The following is a 13897-nucleotide window of genomic DNA, read 5'->3' on the forward strand; positions in this document are numbered from 1 at the left end:
AGTCATTAGTCCTTTGTCATTTGTGAAAAACTAATGACCAATGACCAATGACCAATGACCAATGACCAATGACAAAGGACAAATAACAAATGGGAATTCAATCATTAGATATATCGCCCGTCGGTAGAGTTGAAGGCGATTTAGATGTTCGAGTCGATATTGAACATGGAAGAGTAGTTAACGCTTGGACACATGCCGAACTTTTCCGAGGATTTGAAGTTATCCTACGCGGTAAAGACCCCCAAGCCGGATTAATTGTCACACCTCGTATTTGCGGAATTTGCGGCGGTTCTCACCTGACTTGTGCATCTTGGGCATTAGATACAGCTTGGGAAACAGAAGTTCCGCGCAATGCAATTCTGGCAAGAAACTTAGGACAAATTGTCGAGACAATTCAAAGCATCCCCCGTTATTTTTATGGACTCTTTGCCATTGATTTAACCAATAAAAAATACCGCAATAGTCGCTTTTATGACGAAGCTGTGAAACGTTTTGCCGCTTTCACTGGTAAATCTTATGAATTAGGCATAACAATTTCTGCTAAACCCGTAGAAATTTATGCACTATTAGGCGGACAATGGCCCCATTCTAGTTACATGGTTCCTGGTGGTGTGATGTGCGCCCCAACTTTAACAGACATTACCCGCGCTTGGGCGATTCTAGAATATTTCCGCACCAATTGGTTAGAACCAGTGTGGTTGGGTTGTTCTTTAGAACGCTACGAACAAATCGAGACTTATGACGACTTCAGAGACTGGTTAGATGAAAACCGAAATCATCGAGATTCCGACTTGGGTTTTTATTGGCGCATGGGTTTAGACATCGGTCTAGATAGATATGGCGCTGGTGTTGGTAAATATGTCACTTGGGGATATTTAGCCCATGAAGATAAATACCAAAAGCCGACTATCGAAGGACGAAATGCGGCGATGATCATGAAAAATGGAGTGTACGACAGCTTCACACACACTCACAGCTTAATGGATCAGTCATTTACCCGCGAGAATACGACTCACTCTTGGTACGATGAAGGGACAGAAGATATTCATCCTAGCGATCGCACCACTAAACCGACTGCAATCAATACAAAAGACTTCGATAACGCCTACTCTTGGTCGAGTGCAGTCCTGCACAAAGACTTCGGACGTTTGGAAACTGGCCCCTTAGCGCGGCAATTAGTAGCTGGTGGTAAACATGGCGAATCTTGGCAGCACTACGACGGATTTATCCTTGATGTCTTCAAACGAATGGGTGGTGCTAGTGTTCATGTGCGTCAGCTAGCACGAGTTCACGAACTTGTCAAGTTATATCGTCAAGCTGAACACTGTTTACGTGAATTCAAGTTAAACGACCCTTGGTATATCAAACCCACAGAAAAAGATGGTCGCGGTTGGGGTGCAACGGAAGCAGCACGGGGTTCCTTGTCTCACTGGGTGGAAGTAGAGGGCGGTAAGATTAAGAATTACCAGGTGATTGCCCCAGGTACTTGGAATATTGGCCCTCGTGACGGTGATGGAATCCGCGGCCCGATTGAAGAAGCTTTAATTGGCACACCCATTTACGATTCTAGCGATCCTGTGGAAGTTGGTCATGTGGCGCGATCGTTTGATTCTTGTTTGGTGTGTACAGTTCACGCCCACGATGCTAAGACTGGTGAAGAGTTAGCGCGTTTTCGGACTGCGTAGAGGATGTTAATTTCTAATAGCTAATGGCTAATTATTTTTCAGTTAGTCATTAGCTGTGTTTTTTACTATGTTAGATATTATGCCATGATTAGAAATAGCTATGGCATGAGGAAAAAGTTTATGACTATAACTATAGAAGCTCTTTATGAACAAGGGGTACTCAGGTTATCACAGCACCAAAGAAGCGATCGCCCCTAATTTATACTCAAATAAAATGCGTAGGCATAGCCAGCTGTAGGCATCACGTAGCGTGTCGGAGGCGATCGCATCATTGACAAATTCATATTTATTACTCAGATTTTGGTTCGATCTCAAATTCCAGTTTGGAACGGTAGAAACACACATCAAATTCTAGGAAAAAGTTTGTCTGTCCAAGAATCAAGGGTACATTCGCTCTTCTCACCCAAGCAAATGCCAGTTGAACTGGCGCAAAGTTACCGATCTCAACGTTTGCAAAGAATGGCATTGCTGGCATATTGCTCAGGTTGCCTGCTAATTGAATAATCGCCCTGCTATCATCCCAAACTCCACCTAACTCAATACCAATTTCATCGGGCAAGACATTTACAGTTGCACCACTGTCCACTAATCCAAGAGCTTCAACAGTTTTATCACCCTGACGAAGACAAAGTGGAATCCGTGGCAAATTGTCAAACTCATTTTGGGAAGGGTCAGTGGTCGAATATTTGAATCGCATGTGGTCAGACCTAATCTTCCTGTTTCAAGGCTTGCATGAGAATTTCACCTGCACCAAACGAATTGTAGGGTGTAGGCAAATCATAGGTCTTAAATGGTTCTAGAGGCGAAATATCTTCGTTAGTATCCAATTCTTCTGCCAAAATGCGAATTAGCTTAATTTTTTCTGACATAGAGAGTTTCCTGACAGCAGGAAGTAGCTCAGTGAGTGTCATGTTTCGCGCTCCATTTCTCCAACTAGGGTTACTTACAGCTTACTGGATTAGTCATTTACCTGAGCGTAGGCGTAGCCCGTCGTAGACATCGCCTTTGTACCATTATGACAATCAAAGTAAACTTACTTATCCCCTAAAAGCAATACCAAAAAACAGATTTATCAACGCCTTACCAAAAAATAGCCAATCTAACCAAAATACAATGTGAAGAATTGCTATTACCCAAAATACAACTTGATAAGAAACTTTACTGCTTTTGTGACGTAGCCTCTGTTGGGCAACAAATGCACCTAACCAACCACCCATAAATTCGCATAGATGTAAAGTATTTTCTTGCTTTCTCCATCGTCCTTGTTGTGCACGAGATTTATCATCGGCATATAGCCTAAAGGTAATTAAACTCATGACAGGATAAAGAATTAGAGGAATTGGGTTGCCAGTTGTGAGTGCAAGATGAATTGAACCCAATCCAGGTAGTAAAGATAGAAGTAATGTCTTTAATGCTAATGATGTAGATTTGTCTACAGTTCTGGATATAGACTTCTTTGGTGCGGTAGTAGATGAGGATTTTGATGTAAATCCTTCGATAGAAGCATTGCAAGCGCGTACTTTGCCATCTTTACTAGCTGTTAATTGATAACAAATTAAATCACCAACTTGGGGACGATGGTTAACGTCTTTCAATGCTGTAATGTGTAAAAAGACTTCTTGACTACCATCATCGGGTTGTATGAAACCAAACCCGCGATCGTCCTTCCATTTGATTACTTGCCCTTTGTGTAAAGCAGGTTTCATAAACAAATTATATATTTATACTTGTCTTCTAGTGTGCCTTTGTCTACACAAATACACAACACCAAAAATGCGTAGGCGTAGCCCGTCGGAGACATCACGCCATCAACTATTTTAACTGGAGAGTGAAGAATGAGGAAAATGAGGGAGAAATAACCTATACCCAATGCCCTATACCCAATGCTTTATATTCAAAACTCGTAGCGTAACACACTAAAACTTATAGAAATAGTGGGTTAGGCTTGCGTTAATTCACTTCAACAAAACAGAAATTTTCAAGGTAAGCTTGTGTCTGATTTAGCGCTCCACGAATATCTCCCTCGCGTTCCCGATGCTGCATTGCAAGAATACATAGAATGGTGTGTTTTAGAGCAGGCAAAAGCCGCAGAATGTAACTTTACTCCTGATAGAAGTAAGTTAGAGAATTTGCCACCAGAAGACTACGTTCCTAAACTTGTCGAGCAGTTCATGAAAGTTAAACCAGACCCAATTAAAGCCGGTTTGGTAGCTGCGATCGCTGGTAAGGAAGCTGACAAACACGCTTTATCTGGTCTAGCGATCGCAGCCGATTTTGTATCTCTTTATGTCAAGTACTTAATTCCTAAAGAGGGAAGTACTAAAGAAGATGCTGACGAAATATTAACTAAAGCATCACAAAATCAGTCTGAGAAACTTACTGAAATTGCCAGGAAACATGGTGTAGAGTTCTAGATTCCTGCTGAGAATTTAGTTTTTCAGAGGCTTTGTCTATATTATTAGTCAGAGCCTCTGTTTTAGTCACTACTGATTGCCTAATTTAGAAACTTTAGTTACCGTTGATTATTGAATTGCGATCGCTCCATCCTCCGATCGCGCTTTAACTGAATTTGCAACTAGTTAAACAATTAAATCTCATCCCATGCTAACTATTATCGGTTGCGGCAATCTCAATCGCAATGACGATGCAGTAGGCGTAATCATTGCCCAACGCTTACAAAAATATCTAGCTGAAAATCCTCATCCTGATGTGCGAGTATATGACTGTGGTACCGCAGGGATGGAAGTAATGTTTCAAGCTAGAGGTAGTAAACAATTAGTAATTATTGATGCAAGTTCAACTGGTTCTGAACCTGGTGCTGTGTTTAAAGTTCCAGGAAAAGAACTGGAAGCTTTGCCAGAAGCAAGTTATAACTTGCACGATTTTCGTTGGGATAATGCTTTAGCCGCCGGACGGAAAATCTTTCAAAATGATTTTCCCGAAGATGTAACAGTTTATTTAATTGAAGCAGCAAATCTTGGTTTGGGACTAGAGTTAAGTCCTGTTGTCAAACATTCTGCTGATTTGGTTTTTGAAGAGGTAGCTGCACTTATCAGCCAGAATATTAACTTTTAATTAACAATCGAAAATCGAAAATCGAATTATGCCCAATCCCGATAAACAGAAAGTTCATCTACCCTCATTTCAAAAGGTACTACTTGACTCTCTGGCGGACAAACACGGATTTTCGCACTGCTGACAATTCCATATAGTAATGTTCCCATTGGCACGATTTGTTGTAAAATACGCCAATTAGTAACTTGATCGGGACATTCAATTACCAATGTGAGAGCATTGGCATGGGTTGTGACATACCACCGACAATCAGATAGAAGATTTTGAATTGTGCGATCGCAAGCGTCATAAAAGTATCTACTAATAGAATCCTCTAGTTGCTGCCGCAGTATAATATCTGCTGATGTTGGTTGTATCGGATGTGAGTCATCACCATTTAAGTAATACATCTTTCTAGCCATCTCTCTTTAGCTTCCTGCTTATATTCCAATCACCATTCCATAAAGTACATCTTTATTTGTTTCTAATAATTCTTGGGTTTCGTCATCATAATAAGCACCAATCCCACTACACTGAATTCCCAAATAATTACTAGTTAAATAAAGTCTCTGTCCAAGAAAACCAGCTATTTGCATAGCATTTTGATAATTTAAATAATCTGACACAAAAAATAAAGTTACAGCGCCATCTCTAGCAATAGCCTGATTAATACATAAGTAACCTGTCTTTTCACTAAAATTACCCGTTTTAACCAGATGTGTACCTCTATATAACCCAGGTGTCATTCCCTCTACTCGATGCACCACTGAGTAAATTTCTATTTCCTCATAATTTTCTGTCGGTATTGGCTGCTGAAGTTGTTGCACTACATATAAATAATCTTCTTGAGAAATAGCCTCTTTCCGGAAACGTCTAATAGAACGTCTATCCCAAACAGTTTGGTAAAATTTATCCCGATCAAAATCAAATTGAGGATACTCTAATTTTTGCTGACGACTCTTTTCTAGAGTAGTTGCTTGATAAGCATCTTCAATAAATGGATTGGATTCAAAATAATCAGTACCAGAAACAAAAGGAACTTTCAGCCTTAAACGTCTGATTTTCTTGTCTTGTATTTCTCCTGACACCGCACAAGCAGTGATAAACTCTTTATTCTCAAATCCCAAATCAGAAATGAGGGTAAGTTTATCAAAGTCGAAAATTAGTTGTATATCTCGGTTGTGAAGATAAGCTGAAGCTGCGATTGCGCCTAAATGGTGTCCGCTATCTAAGAAGCAATATCTTATGCTTCTGTTTTGATATTTCCAGCTAGACCTATAATAAACACAACTAATTAAAAAGATGAATCCGTTGATACTTTTACCCGGTATAATATAACTCTCTAACCCATCATCAATTAATTCATAGATCAAAGTTAGACAATTATTCTCAACTTCTAGATGGTATATACCATCTACTATTCCCTCAATCCCGCGAACCTGTACGTAAACTTCTGTAGGATAGAGAGCGCCTGCTGATGGATTCACTCGCAGTTTATAGGGGCCATCTTTATATACTTTTTCCAGTGTTATCGCACTAGTTAATGAGATAAAAGCATGAACAGAATTATTAAGATTTAATTTCACTCTGCGATAAAACTTGGGATAAACTTTAAATGAAGATGGCTGTGTTGAAGCATCTACATAATTTGGGTCAATTTGTACCGAGAAGTAAGTATGTTTGGTAGCGTTATGATAGGCTTTCCCCGATATCTGACTTGATGGCATTTTTAATTATCCTTAAGACTTCTACGTTGCTAGCAAAATCTATTGCTTTATAATCGTCTAAGTTTTTTAAATATAAATTAGGATGATGTTGTAAAAGTAACTTTACGACTTCTGTCTTTCCCGCTGATGCTGCGTACATTAAAACAGTTGCACCATTATCATTTTGATTGTCAATGTTAATATTTTGAGCCAACAGTAAATTAATTAAATCGTAGTGATTACCAAAACAAGCAAACCACAAAGCATTGTTGCGATCGCTATTTCGAGCATCGATATCCGCACCAGCATCAATTAGTTCTTTGACAACTGTATAAACTCCTTCTCTTGTCGCTTTCATTAAAGCTGTATCGCCATTTTCACCTGACTGATTTAAATTGCTATGATTATAGCCTTTTGCTATTAGCCATTGGGTTGTTGCTTCACTCAATTTTTGACTATTGGTTCGATTCATCACTATTCCTTAGTTAACTTGATTTGTGCTAATTTACTAATATAAATTTGCTTGGTAAGCAGAATTTTGAGCAATGCCCACCATTATTTAAAAAATATTATCTAAATTATTTAAACTTACATATATGCTATCAAGTTCATAAATTTAAATTATGAATTATTTATAAAGATCGCCAGATATTTTTCTTAAAAAAGCTTGAAAAATAAAATAAAAGGACTAATGATTACAGTTATGTTTTATAAAATAGATTAATAGCAGATATGTCCTAAAGGTGGATTCAAATTCCCGACTTATTCAATAAGTTGGCAATCTAAGCAGTAAAGATGTATATTTTTAAATTTACTGACAATGATAATAATATAAAATATTGTCTACATCTTCGATGGTAAGACTTTGTTTATCAGCTAAAGTTTTCAATCTATGGGTAATATCTTTAAGCTGGGATAGATTAAATGAAAGTCCTAATTCATTAGCTCTGTGATTAACCGCCTGTTTTCCAGCCAATTTATGATTGATTAAAATTGAGCGCGTTACACCAAAACTCCGGGGATTAATAGCTTCATAAGTCTCCGAGTTATTGAGCATAGCTTTAGTATGAATCCCAGCTTTATGACTAAAAGCACTCTCCCCAAAAACACAGTGGTTAAAAGGAATAGAAATCCCTACTTTTCTTGCAACTAATTCATGCAAGTAACCAAGTCGATCTAAGTTATATTTAGACTTAATCTGCTCTGGATTTGTAGCATATAACCTAGCGATGAATCCAGCTAGTGAGGTAATACCATTGCGTTCACCAATTCCCAGAACACAAGTGTCAATATGAGTTGCTCCCGCTTCCAGTGCTGTATAACTGTTAGCATTTGCACATTCTGTATCATTATGACCGTGAAACTCAATATCTAAATTGGTGAACTGGCGCAAAGTCTTCACTAATTCAAATACTTGCATCGGCGTAATAATTCCTACTGTATCAGCAATTCCTATGCGTTTGATAAAACCTAATTTCTCAATTGCCGAGTAAATTGTGATTAAATCTTCTATGGAAGTGCGTGACGAATCCTCAGCAGAAAACCGTAACTCAATATCGGGAGCTTGTTGATGAATAAAAGTTAAAACTTCAGATGCTAAATCAATAATTTGATTAATATTTTTACCATGACTGAACTGACGCATTAAAGAAGAACTACCGATAGTTAAATTAATCCCAGCTACGCCTGTCGCTAAGGCAACTTTAGCATCTTCTAAGTGACAGCGAATGTGAGTTAATATTTTGGCTGGCAAGCCTAACCGAGCCAATCTTTCGCAGTCTCCTCTAGACTGAGGTGAAGCAATTGGTGATGTTAACTCTATATATTCCACTCCAAATGCAGCAAGAGCTTCAGCAATTTCGACTTTATCATCTGAAGAAAAATTGGCTTTGACAAATTGTTCGCCTTCACGGAGAGTGCTTTCTACAATTGCAAATTTAGATAGCGACATTGACCGTTCCTTTGTGCTAATTGTTACCAATTATGCTTACTTGTTAGTTTTAATATCACCATAATTGCATAATTGACAAATAATTGCTTTGGCTGATTCTTGGGGACTGGCTATAGTATCAATTATAAGAGAGCGATCGCTCGTATCCATCGCCTCTAAAATCTGTTTCGTCGGAACCAAATCATAGTTCTGACTCTCTTCGATAAATATTTTTAGTTTGTCCCGCAATTCTACACCTGTAACAACTTGTTTACCTACAAGTTCTAAGATTTCTTGTTCTTCTTTAAGAGTAAAATAAGCAGAAGCTTCTGGTACGCCCAAACTAGTAAAGTTTGTCAGTGCTTCTGGGATAGTTTGCTTATTATTATCTAACTCTTGACTAGCAATCCGATCAAAAGAATCATGACGTTTCAAAAGTCTTTCTAAACGCACTGTATTTGGTACAGTTAATATTACAAATTTAGCATTTTTAAAACCTTAGCTGCATAGCGAACTTCATTTTCACCACGCAAACTATCGAAAGCTAACATAGAGTTGACTTGTTGCGGATTGATGTGTAGCAAAGCTAAAATATGACCCCTTCCACCAGGGAAGTATTCAGGGTAAAGGCGAGTGTAAGTTAGGCGTTTAATCCGGCAATGAGGTTGCATAAGTTTCTCTTGCATTTTTAACATTGGCGCAATTATTACGCGTTCGGTTAAAATATGACGATTAGGTAAAATGTGAAATCCAAGCCTTCTTCAACCAAAGCTTTTGTGATTGTGCTTTTTCCCACGCCAGTCATACCTATTATGATTAGTAAAGGAAAACTTGTTATTGGCAACCAGTCTTTAGGAACAGGAAATCCTACGCCTACACCTGGAGTTAAGTGTTCAAAAAATAGATTTTGTCTTGTTGTATTAAGTCGAGCCTGCACAATATGAACTTCTGGCTACTTTAGTTAATCTAAATACGCCAACTTTCATTCCCTAAGTATCTATACGTAAGTAAATAGCTAGGTTAAATTGATGATAATATCCATCAATAGTTAGTTTTTTTTAATTTTTATCTTACTTTTTGTAGCAAATGACCACCCCACCCATTTGTGTAATGCTCGTCAAGTAGAGATACTACTGTTAAGTAAATGAGAATTATTTCAAAATTATTAAGATATCTTAAAAAAAGCTAGTTTTAAAATCAAAACTTGCTAACTTACTAAAGTATAAATAGTTCACTTTAGCGAATTAAAAACATGGAAATTAGCGCTCGTAATTCTCTTAAGGGTACTGTCAAAAAAGTTATACATGGTTCAGTTAATACTGAGATAACTTTAGAACTAGGGCCAGGAGTAGAGCTAGTGTCAATCATCACAAAATCATCAGCAGAAAAGCTATCACTTGTAGAAGGTAAGCAGGCTTATGCTGTGATTAAATCATCAGATGTAATAGTTGCTGTTGATTAAAAAATAGAGTTGGCTTCTTTTACAAGCCACTCTATTTTTCTTATCAAATTGCATTTATATAATTTAGTGACTAAAAAATTGCAATAGCGTAGTCAAGCGTAATTACACTAATCATATTAGATTGGAGATTTTTAAGAATTTAAAATTACAGATACTCGACTTATTTAAAAAGTTGGGTATCTGATTTTTAAGAAATAATTAAGTAAGGCTATACATAAAGGTTAATTAATGAAATTATTAATAATACGAACATAAATGGCTCGAACACTTTCTAAATTTAGTACAAAATCTATGTTCTTAATATTGATAATTAAAGAAGGAAATTTTAAAGGGACGTGAGTTACTGTTACTATTCCTATTGATAAAAGTTTTTTCAATATTGTTTTATCCTGAGTTTTAGAGGAAGTTACGATTCCTCGGTCTGCCGTTCTCAATAATTCTAATGAACAGCCAGTAACACTAAAGCGGGTAAACATTTTAATTATATATAAATTATGAATTTTGAAAGGAAGAAGGAAGTATATTTTCATCCTTCATCCTTCATCCTTCATCTTTTATTTGGTTGCAAAAGACAACAACCAAAGTGATAATTTAGACTAGATATGCTTCTTGATGTGTTTTAATTGTGCAATTAGAACGAGGATAAGTTACACAAAGTAGAGCGTATCCTTTAGAAACTTGATCGTCATCTAAAAAGTTTTGATCGTCTTGATTAACTTCACCTTCGACAACTTTACCAACACAGCTAGAGCAAGAGCCTGCATGACATGAAAAGGGCAACTCAATACCATTTTCTTCTGCTGCTTCTAAGATCGTGGTCTCTTCGTCAACTTCAATTGTGGTGTCGATGTCTTCTTTTTTGTTGATTAATCTAACTTGGTAGGAAGCCATTTACCGATTCTCCTCAAACGTTATACAGTTGGTGTAATATCCGAAGTTTTTGAGCAACCTATCCTACTTTTTGCTTCCCTTCTACTTACGGAGATGCTACGCTTAGTCGGCTTCTCTATACGAGTAAGGGATGCAACGCGAACTAGAAGCCACCTCAAGCATCTATGAAAAACTGTGCGGAGTGCGTCTATGGGAAGCTTCTACAATTGACTTGGCTCTAACGGAATGATGTTAGCTGCAAGGTACACCAGTAGGCTTACTGTCGCCTGCTTTCAGGGACTTTCCACAACCACCGCATTTATCAGTTGCATTGGGGTTGGTGAACTTAAAACCGCTTTCCACCACTCCCTCAACGAAGTCAACCACAATTCCTTCTAATAATGACGCACTTTTGGCATCAACGTAAACCAGCACTTTGCCTTGCTGACTTACTAAATCATCTGGTTGGGGCTTGCTGGTGATATCCATTGCATATTCATGGCCACCGCAACCACCATCTTTTACTGAGATGCGGACACCTTTAGTTGCGCCATTAGCGTTGGGTGCGGAACCTCGAAGCAATGCCTGCAGATGTAATTCTGCTTTTTCTGATAGAGTAACAGTCATCAGGTCTCCTGATTTGTAGCGATTAGTTGTTCTGATTTCAGATGTGGATTGTCATTTGTCCTTTGTCTTTTGTCTTTTGCTAATGACCAATGACTAATGACTATTTTGTGCAATCCCTGTGGCTTCTATCGAATTGGATTGAGCGTGTCTCCAAGGCGCACTATTACCGCATACTGGACAAGAGCGATCGCGGTGAGAACGGCGTTTAGCAAATTCCATCCGATTCATATCTATTGTCAGCAATTGCGAAAGTAAAGGCTGACTAAACCCGGTGATCAGCTTGATCGCTTCCAGTGCTGTTAGACAAGCTAGTGTCCCAGAAACAGCGCCTATAACTGAAAAGCCGCGCTGATCCCAATCAGGCTTTTCTGGGAACAGACAAGATAAACAAGGAGTCACACCAGGAATAATCGTCGTTAGGTAAGCCTCCATCCCATTCATTGCGGCTTCCACCATTGGCTTACGCGATCGCACACAGGCTTCATTTAACAAATTGCGCTCTGTAAAGTTGTGGGCGCAATCAAGAGCCATATCAGCAGACTGCACTAAGGAATCTACATTTTCCGGGGTGATGTAATCATGAACAGCTTCCACTTGGACATCAGGATTAATCGCATCCAGAGTTTCTTTAGCTTTGAATACCCTTGGCTTACCTACCCAATCATCAGTCATGAGAACCTGACGATTCATATCATCTAGCCGCAAGTCACCACCCCGGACTAGGATTAGCCGCCCAACGCCCGCTACTGCTAGGTAAAGCGCCGCCGTACCACCTAATCCCCCCACACCTGTAACCAGAACCGTCGCTGACTTCAAGCGCTTCTGTGCTGTTTCGCCAAAATTCGGAAGCATCATTTGGCGACGATAGCGTTCTAATTCGGTAGGCGTTAGGTTAACCAATTTATACCTCCTAATCAGAAGTGATTTCTGTCAGTGTGACTACATTTTTCGGCTTGTCGTTAAACACTTTGAACAGCTTTTGTTCGTGGGGTGTTGATTCGATAAAGACCTGATAAGCTTTTTGCAAAGCCAAAGAATATTGATTTAATTTCTCTTCTTGACTCAAGTCAGGAGAATTATCATCAATTTCTTGGATGTATTGAGAAAATTTTTTCAGAATATGTAGACGATTTACATTTACAACTTTTACATCGTAGGACATGTTAAAGAATTGAAAAAATTCTTCTGCATCTGCGAGTTTCTTGAATTCATCAATAGTTCCAGTCATTTAGCACTCTCCAATTTTTTCAGATGTTGCTTAAGTTCATCTAACTGGCGATAGATTTCATAAGTTGCGGCGGCAACATCCATAAGTTGTTTGTAATCTGTTGGTAAACCTTCAGCTAAATCATGCAGATCCATTTTCATTTGACCTGCTTTGCTGTTAAGCCGTCTGATTTGTCCTTGTAGTTCCTCAATACTCGTTTCTTCAGCTTGCACAATCAGCCACTCCACATTGGATTTTGGATTTTAGATTTTAAATTTTGGATTGGATGATATTGTTTTAATCAAATAGTGATGAGATTAGTACAGCACGGCAGAAATCTAGCTACCATCTCAATTAACCCGACAAGGGGATTAAGCCCTTTGTTTGTTAAAGGTAGGCAAACTTCCATCACAGTATACTAGTTATTAAAACTTGAATCCAAAATCCAAAATCCAAAATCTAAAATTGTTACAGGTTGCCAACTTCCGGAAAGCGCTTCGCCAAATCAATACCTTTTTTGACGTAGTTTTCTCCCTCTTCTGCTAATTTATCCAGCGAGTCAAAGCCAAAGCGTTGAGCATCTCGCAAGGTTTTTACAGTTAGCAAAAGACGACCAGAAAAAACTAGCGCCCAGCCAAATCCTTCATGGCTCAAATCAACTACAACCTGAGATATCAAACCTGTTTCCTGTTCAATCCCAGCAGCGACAGCTCGAAAAAATGCCATAATCCGAGCTTGAGTGATCGGATCAACTTCGCCCTCAATGGAGATTTCCCGTTTCTTTTGTTTGGTGACAATAAAGGGTTTGAGAATCAATTCATCCGACCAACTACGATAAACTCCATAACTGTCTTGACCACGGATTTGTTTAATTAATACCTTGAGGAAAGGCGAGTTCAAGACTTCAGTTGTAGCAGTTCCGTTAACGCTATTATTTGTAGTCATACTGTTGCTTCATCTTCAACTTCATCTGCAAAACTTTTGGATTTTGGCTGTAAAGCTTTACGCAACCAAGGTGGGGGATTACCTTTGAGAGTTTTCAGTAGCTTATTTAGCACTTCACTAATTTCTTCTTCTTCCGATCGCGCCTTCACTGGGGTGACACCTTTCTTGATTAAGCGAGCAGCGGCGCTACCACCAATTGCTGTTACGTAAACAATCGTACAGTCGCCTATTGACTCAAGTTTGGGGGTAATTTTATCTTCATTCCCATCTTCTTTGAGTTCGCCTTCAAAATTGAGGGTTTCTACGAAGTGATATCCCTCATCAGAAATTTCGTAAACATCAATCATTTTTGCCGAGCCGAAGTGAGCATTAATATGAACTCGGTCACTCGTCGTGAAGGCAATTTTCATC

Annotated in this window: 21 protein-coding genes; 4 read left to right on the forward strand and 17 right to left on the reverse strand. The window is 38.6% G+C overall.

What is annotated here, in order from left to right; translation table 11 throughout:
* The first annotated feature begins 89 nt into the window (after nt 1-89).
* Nucleotides 90-1685: a nickel-dependent hydrogenase large subunit gene (locus NLP_RS24420; protein ID WP_104908584.1), complete on the forward strand. Its 1596-nt coding sequence runs from the start codon at nt 90-92 to the stop codon at nt 1683-1685.
* 168 nt (nt 1686-1853) lie between these two features.
* Here NLP_RS24420 and NLP_RS33550 read toward each other — a convergent pair whose 3' ends face one another.
* From NLP_RS33550 to NLP_RS24435, 4 genes are all read right to left on the reverse strand, one after another.
* Entirely contained in the window at nt 1854-2000 is a 147-nt protein-coding gene (locus NLP_RS33550; RefSeq protein WP_158680518.1) for a hypothetical protein, read from the reverse strand.
* The gene (locus NLP_RS24425) at nt 1975-2331 is read right to left on the reverse strand and encodes a hypothetical protein (RefSeq protein WP_234017052.1); all 357 of its coding nucleotides are present in this window, start codon (nt 2329-2331) and stop codon (nt 1975-1977) included. The genes NLP_RS33550 and NLP_RS24425 overlap by 26 nt, the downstream gene beginning before the upstream one ends.
* Nucleotides 2332-2392: 61 nt before the next feature.
* Nucleotides 2393-2596: a hypothetical protein gene (locus NLP_RS24430; RefSeq protein WP_104908586.1), complete on the reverse strand. Its 204-nt coding sequence runs from the start codon at nt 2594-2596 to the stop codon at nt 2393-2395.
* Nucleotides 2597-2722: 126 nt separating this feature from the next.
* Entirely contained in the window at nt 2723-3391 is a 669-nt protein-coding gene (locus NLP_RS24435; protein ID WP_104908587.1) for a DUF1294 domain-containing protein, read from the reverse strand.
* A gap of 285 nt (nt 3392-3676) precedes the next feature.
* On the opposite strand from NLP_RS24435, the gene NLP_RS24440 reads away from it, so the two are divergent.
* Together NLP_RS24440 and NLP_RS24445 are read left to right on the forward strand one after the other, a co-directional pair.
* Nucleotides 3677-4099, forward strand: a complete 423-nt coding sequence (locus NLP_RS24440; protein WP_104908588.1) for a hypothetical protein — start codon at nt 3677-3679, stop codon at nt 4097-4099.
* Nucleotides 4100-4286: 187 nt separating this feature from the next.
* Nucleotides 4287-4760, forward strand: a complete 474-nt coding sequence (locus NLP_RS24445) for a hydrogenase maturation protease (RefSeq protein ID WP_104908589.1) — start codon at nt 4287-4289, stop codon at nt 4758-4760.
* Nucleotides 4761-4786: 26 nt separating this feature from the next.
* On the opposite strand, the gene NLP_RS24450 is transcribed toward NLP_RS24445, so the two are convergent.
* The 6 genes from NLP_RS24450 to NLP_RS24475 all read right to left on the reverse strand — a co-directional run bounded on the left by NLP_RS24450 (nt 4787) and on the right by NLP_RS24475 (nt 9061).
* Nucleotides 4787-5161: a hypothetical protein gene (locus tag NLP_RS24450; protein WP_104908590.1), complete on the reverse strand. Its 375-nt coding sequence runs from the start codon at nt 5159-5161 to the stop codon at nt 4787-4789.
* Nucleotides 5162-5179: 18 nt separating this feature from the next.
* Complete coding sequence (locus tag NLP_RS24455; protein ID WP_104908591.1) at nt 5180-6466, reverse strand: SagB/ThcOx family dehydrogenase; 1287 nt, start codon at nt 6464-6466, stop codon at nt 5180-5182.
* Nucleotides 6429-6917: an ankyrin repeat domain-containing protein gene (locus tag NLP_RS24460; RefSeq protein ID WP_104908592.1), complete on the reverse strand. Its 489-nt coding sequence runs from the start codon at nt 6915-6917 to the stop codon at nt 6429-6431. The genes NLP_RS24455 and NLP_RS24460 overlap by 38 nt, the downstream gene beginning before the upstream one ends.
* Before the next feature lie 339 nt (nt 6918-7256).
* Nucleotides 7257-8396 carry a homocitrate synthase gene (locus NLP_RS24465; protein WP_104908593.1) on the reverse strand — a complete coding sequence of 380 codons (1140 nt, stop codon included), beginning with the start codon at nt 8394-8396 and terminating at the stop codon, nt 7257-7259.
* Nucleotides 8397-8432: 36 nt separating this feature from the next.
* Nucleotides 8433-8810, reverse strand: a complete 378-nt coding sequence (locus tag NLP_RS24470; protein ID WP_158680519.1) for a hypothetical protein — start codon at nt 8808-8810, stop codon at nt 8433-8435.
* A gap of 38 nt (nt 8811-8848) precedes the next feature.
* On the reverse strand, nt 8849-9061 hold the full coding sequence (locus tag NLP_RS24475; protein WP_158680520.1) for a hypothetical protein: 213 nt from the start codon (nt 9059-9061) through the stop codon (nt 8849-8851).
* A gap of 566 nt (nt 9062-9627) precedes the next feature.
* On the opposite strand from NLP_RS24475, the gene NLP_RS24485 reads away from it, so the two are divergent.
* Complete coding sequence (locus tag NLP_RS24485) at nt 9628-9837, forward strand: TOBE domain-containing protein (RefSeq protein WP_104908597.1); 210 nt, start codon at nt 9628-9630, stop codon at nt 9835-9837.
* A 591-nt stretch (nt 9838-10428) separates the two neighbouring features.
* On the opposite strand, the gene NLP_RS24495 is transcribed toward NLP_RS24485, so the two are convergent.
* From NLP_RS24495 to nifX, 7 genes are all read right to left on the reverse strand, one after another.
* Nucleotides 10429-10728, reverse strand: coding sequence for a 2Fe-2S iron-sulfur cluster-binding protein (locus tag NLP_RS24495; RefSeq protein ID WP_069069799.1), 300 nt, complete (start codon nt 10726-10728; stop codon nt 10429-10431).
* Nucleotides 10729-10959: 231 nt separating this feature from the next.
* Nucleotides 10960-11334 carry an iron-sulfur cluster assembly accessory protein gene (locus tag NLP_RS24500; RefSeq protein WP_104908599.1) on the reverse strand — a complete coding sequence of 125 codons (375 nt, stop codon included), beginning with the start codon at nt 11332-11334 and terminating at the stop codon, nt 10960-10962.
* 93 nt (nt 11335-11427) lie between these two features.
* Nucleotides 11428-12234 carry a HesA/MoeB/ThiF family protein gene (locus NLP_RS24505; RefSeq protein WP_104908600.1) on the reverse strand — a complete coding sequence of 269 codons (807 nt, stop codon included), beginning with the start codon at nt 12232-12234 and terminating at the stop codon, nt 11428-11430.
* Nucleotides 12235-12244: 10 nt separating this feature from the next.
* The gene (gene nifW / locus NLP_RS24510) at nt 12245-12562 is read right to left on the reverse strand and encodes a nitrogenase-stabilizing/protective protein NifW (RefSeq protein ID WP_104908601.1); all 318 of its coding nucleotides are present in this window, start codon (nt 12560-12562) and stop codon (nt 12245-12247) included.
* Nucleotides 12559-12774 carry a CCE_0567 family metalloprotein gene (locus tag NLP_RS24515; RefSeq protein WP_104910020.1) on the reverse strand — a complete coding sequence of 72 codons (216 nt, stop codon included), beginning with the start codon at nt 12772-12774 and terminating at the stop codon, nt 12559-12561. Before NLP_RS24515 ends, nifW begins: the two co-directional genes overlap by 4 nt.
* Nucleotides 12775-13009: 235 nt before the next feature.
* A complete protein-coding gene (locus tag NLP_RS24520; RefSeq protein WP_104908602.1) occupies nt 13010-13486 on the reverse strand; it encodes a NifX-associated nitrogen fixation protein in 477 nt (158 codons plus the stop codon).
* Nucleotides 13483-13896 carry a nitrogen fixation protein NifX gene (nifX, locus tag NLP_RS24525; protein ID WP_199784681.1) on the reverse strand — a complete coding sequence of 138 codons (414 nt, stop codon included), beginning with the start codon at nt 13894-13896 and terminating at the stop codon, nt 13483-13485. The genes NLP_RS24520 and nifX overlap by 4 nt, the downstream gene beginning before the upstream one ends.
* Between the last annotated feature and the right edge of the window lies 1 nt (nt 13897).

This window comes from Nostoc sp. 'Lobaria pulmonaria (5183) cyanobiont' (assembly GCF_002949795.1).
Lineage (GTDB): Bacteria > Cyanobacteriota > Cyanobacteriia > Cyanobacteriales > Nostocaceae > Nostoc.

What these genes read in the sequence shown, in the direction of transcription:
- NLP_RS24445 (WP_104908589.1), top strand. Translation starts at nt 4,287, where the DNA reads ATGCTAACTATTATCGGTTGCGGCAATCTCAATCGCAATGACGATGCA.
- NLP_RS24500 (WP_104908599.1), bottom strand. Translation starts at nt 11,334, where the DNA reads ATGACTGTTACTCTATCAGAAAAAGCAGAATTACATCTGCAGGCATTG.
- NLP_RS24450 (WP_104908590.1), bottom strand. Translation starts at nt 5,161, where the DNA reads ATGGCTAGAAAGATGTATTACTTAAATGGTGATGACTCACATCCGATA.
- NLP_RS24475 (WP_158680520.1), bottom strand. Translation starts at nt 9,061, where the DNA reads ATGCAAGAGAAACTTATGCAACCTCATTGCCGGATTAAACGCCTAACT.
- NLP_RS24520 (WP_104908602.1), bottom strand. Translation starts at nt 13,486, where the DNA reads ATGACTACAAATAATAGCGTTAACGGAACTGCTACAACTGAAGTCTTG.
- NLP_RS24460 (WP_104908592.1), bottom strand. Translation starts at nt 6,917, where the DNA reads ATGAATCGAACCAATAGTCAAAAATTGAGTGAAGCAACAACCCAATGG.
- NLP_RS24465 (WP_104908593.1), bottom strand. Translation starts at nt 8,396, where the DNA reads ATGTCGCTATCTAAATTTGCAATTGTAGAAAGCACTCTCCGTGAAGGC.
- NLP_RS24435 (WP_104908587.1), bottom strand. Translation starts at nt 3,391, where the DNA reads ATGAAACCTGCTTTACACAAAGGGCAAGTAATCAAATGGAAGGACGAT.
- NLP_RS24455 (WP_104908591.1), bottom strand. Translation starts at nt 6,466, where the DNA reads ATGCCATCAAGTCAGATATCGGGGAAAGCCTATCATAACGCTACCAAA.
- NLP_RS24420 (WP_104908584.1), top strand. Translation starts at nt 90, where the DNA reads ATGGGAATTCAATCATTAGATATATCGCCCGTCGGTAGAGTTGAAGGC.
- NLP_RS24495 (WP_069069799.1), bottom strand. Translation starts at nt 10,728, where the DNA reads ATGGCTTCCTACCAAGTTAGATTAATCAACAAAAAAGAAGACATCGAC.
- NLP_RS24485 (WP_104908597.1), top strand. Translation starts at nt 9,628, where the DNA reads ATGGAAATTAGCGCTCGTAATTCTCTTAAGGGTACTGTCAAAAAAGTT.
- nifX (WP_199784681.1), bottom strand. Translation starts at nt 13,896, where the DNA reads ATGAAAATTGCCTTCACGACGAGTGACCGAGTTCATATTAATGCTCAC.
- NLP_RS24430 (WP_104908586.1), bottom strand. Translation starts at nt 2,596, where the DNA reads ATGACACTCACTGAGCTACTTCCTGCTGTCAGGAAACTCTCTATGTCA.
- nifW (WP_104908601.1), bottom strand. Translation starts at nt 12,562, where the DNA reads ATGACTGGAACTATTGATGAATTCAAGAAACTCGCAGATGCAGAAGAA.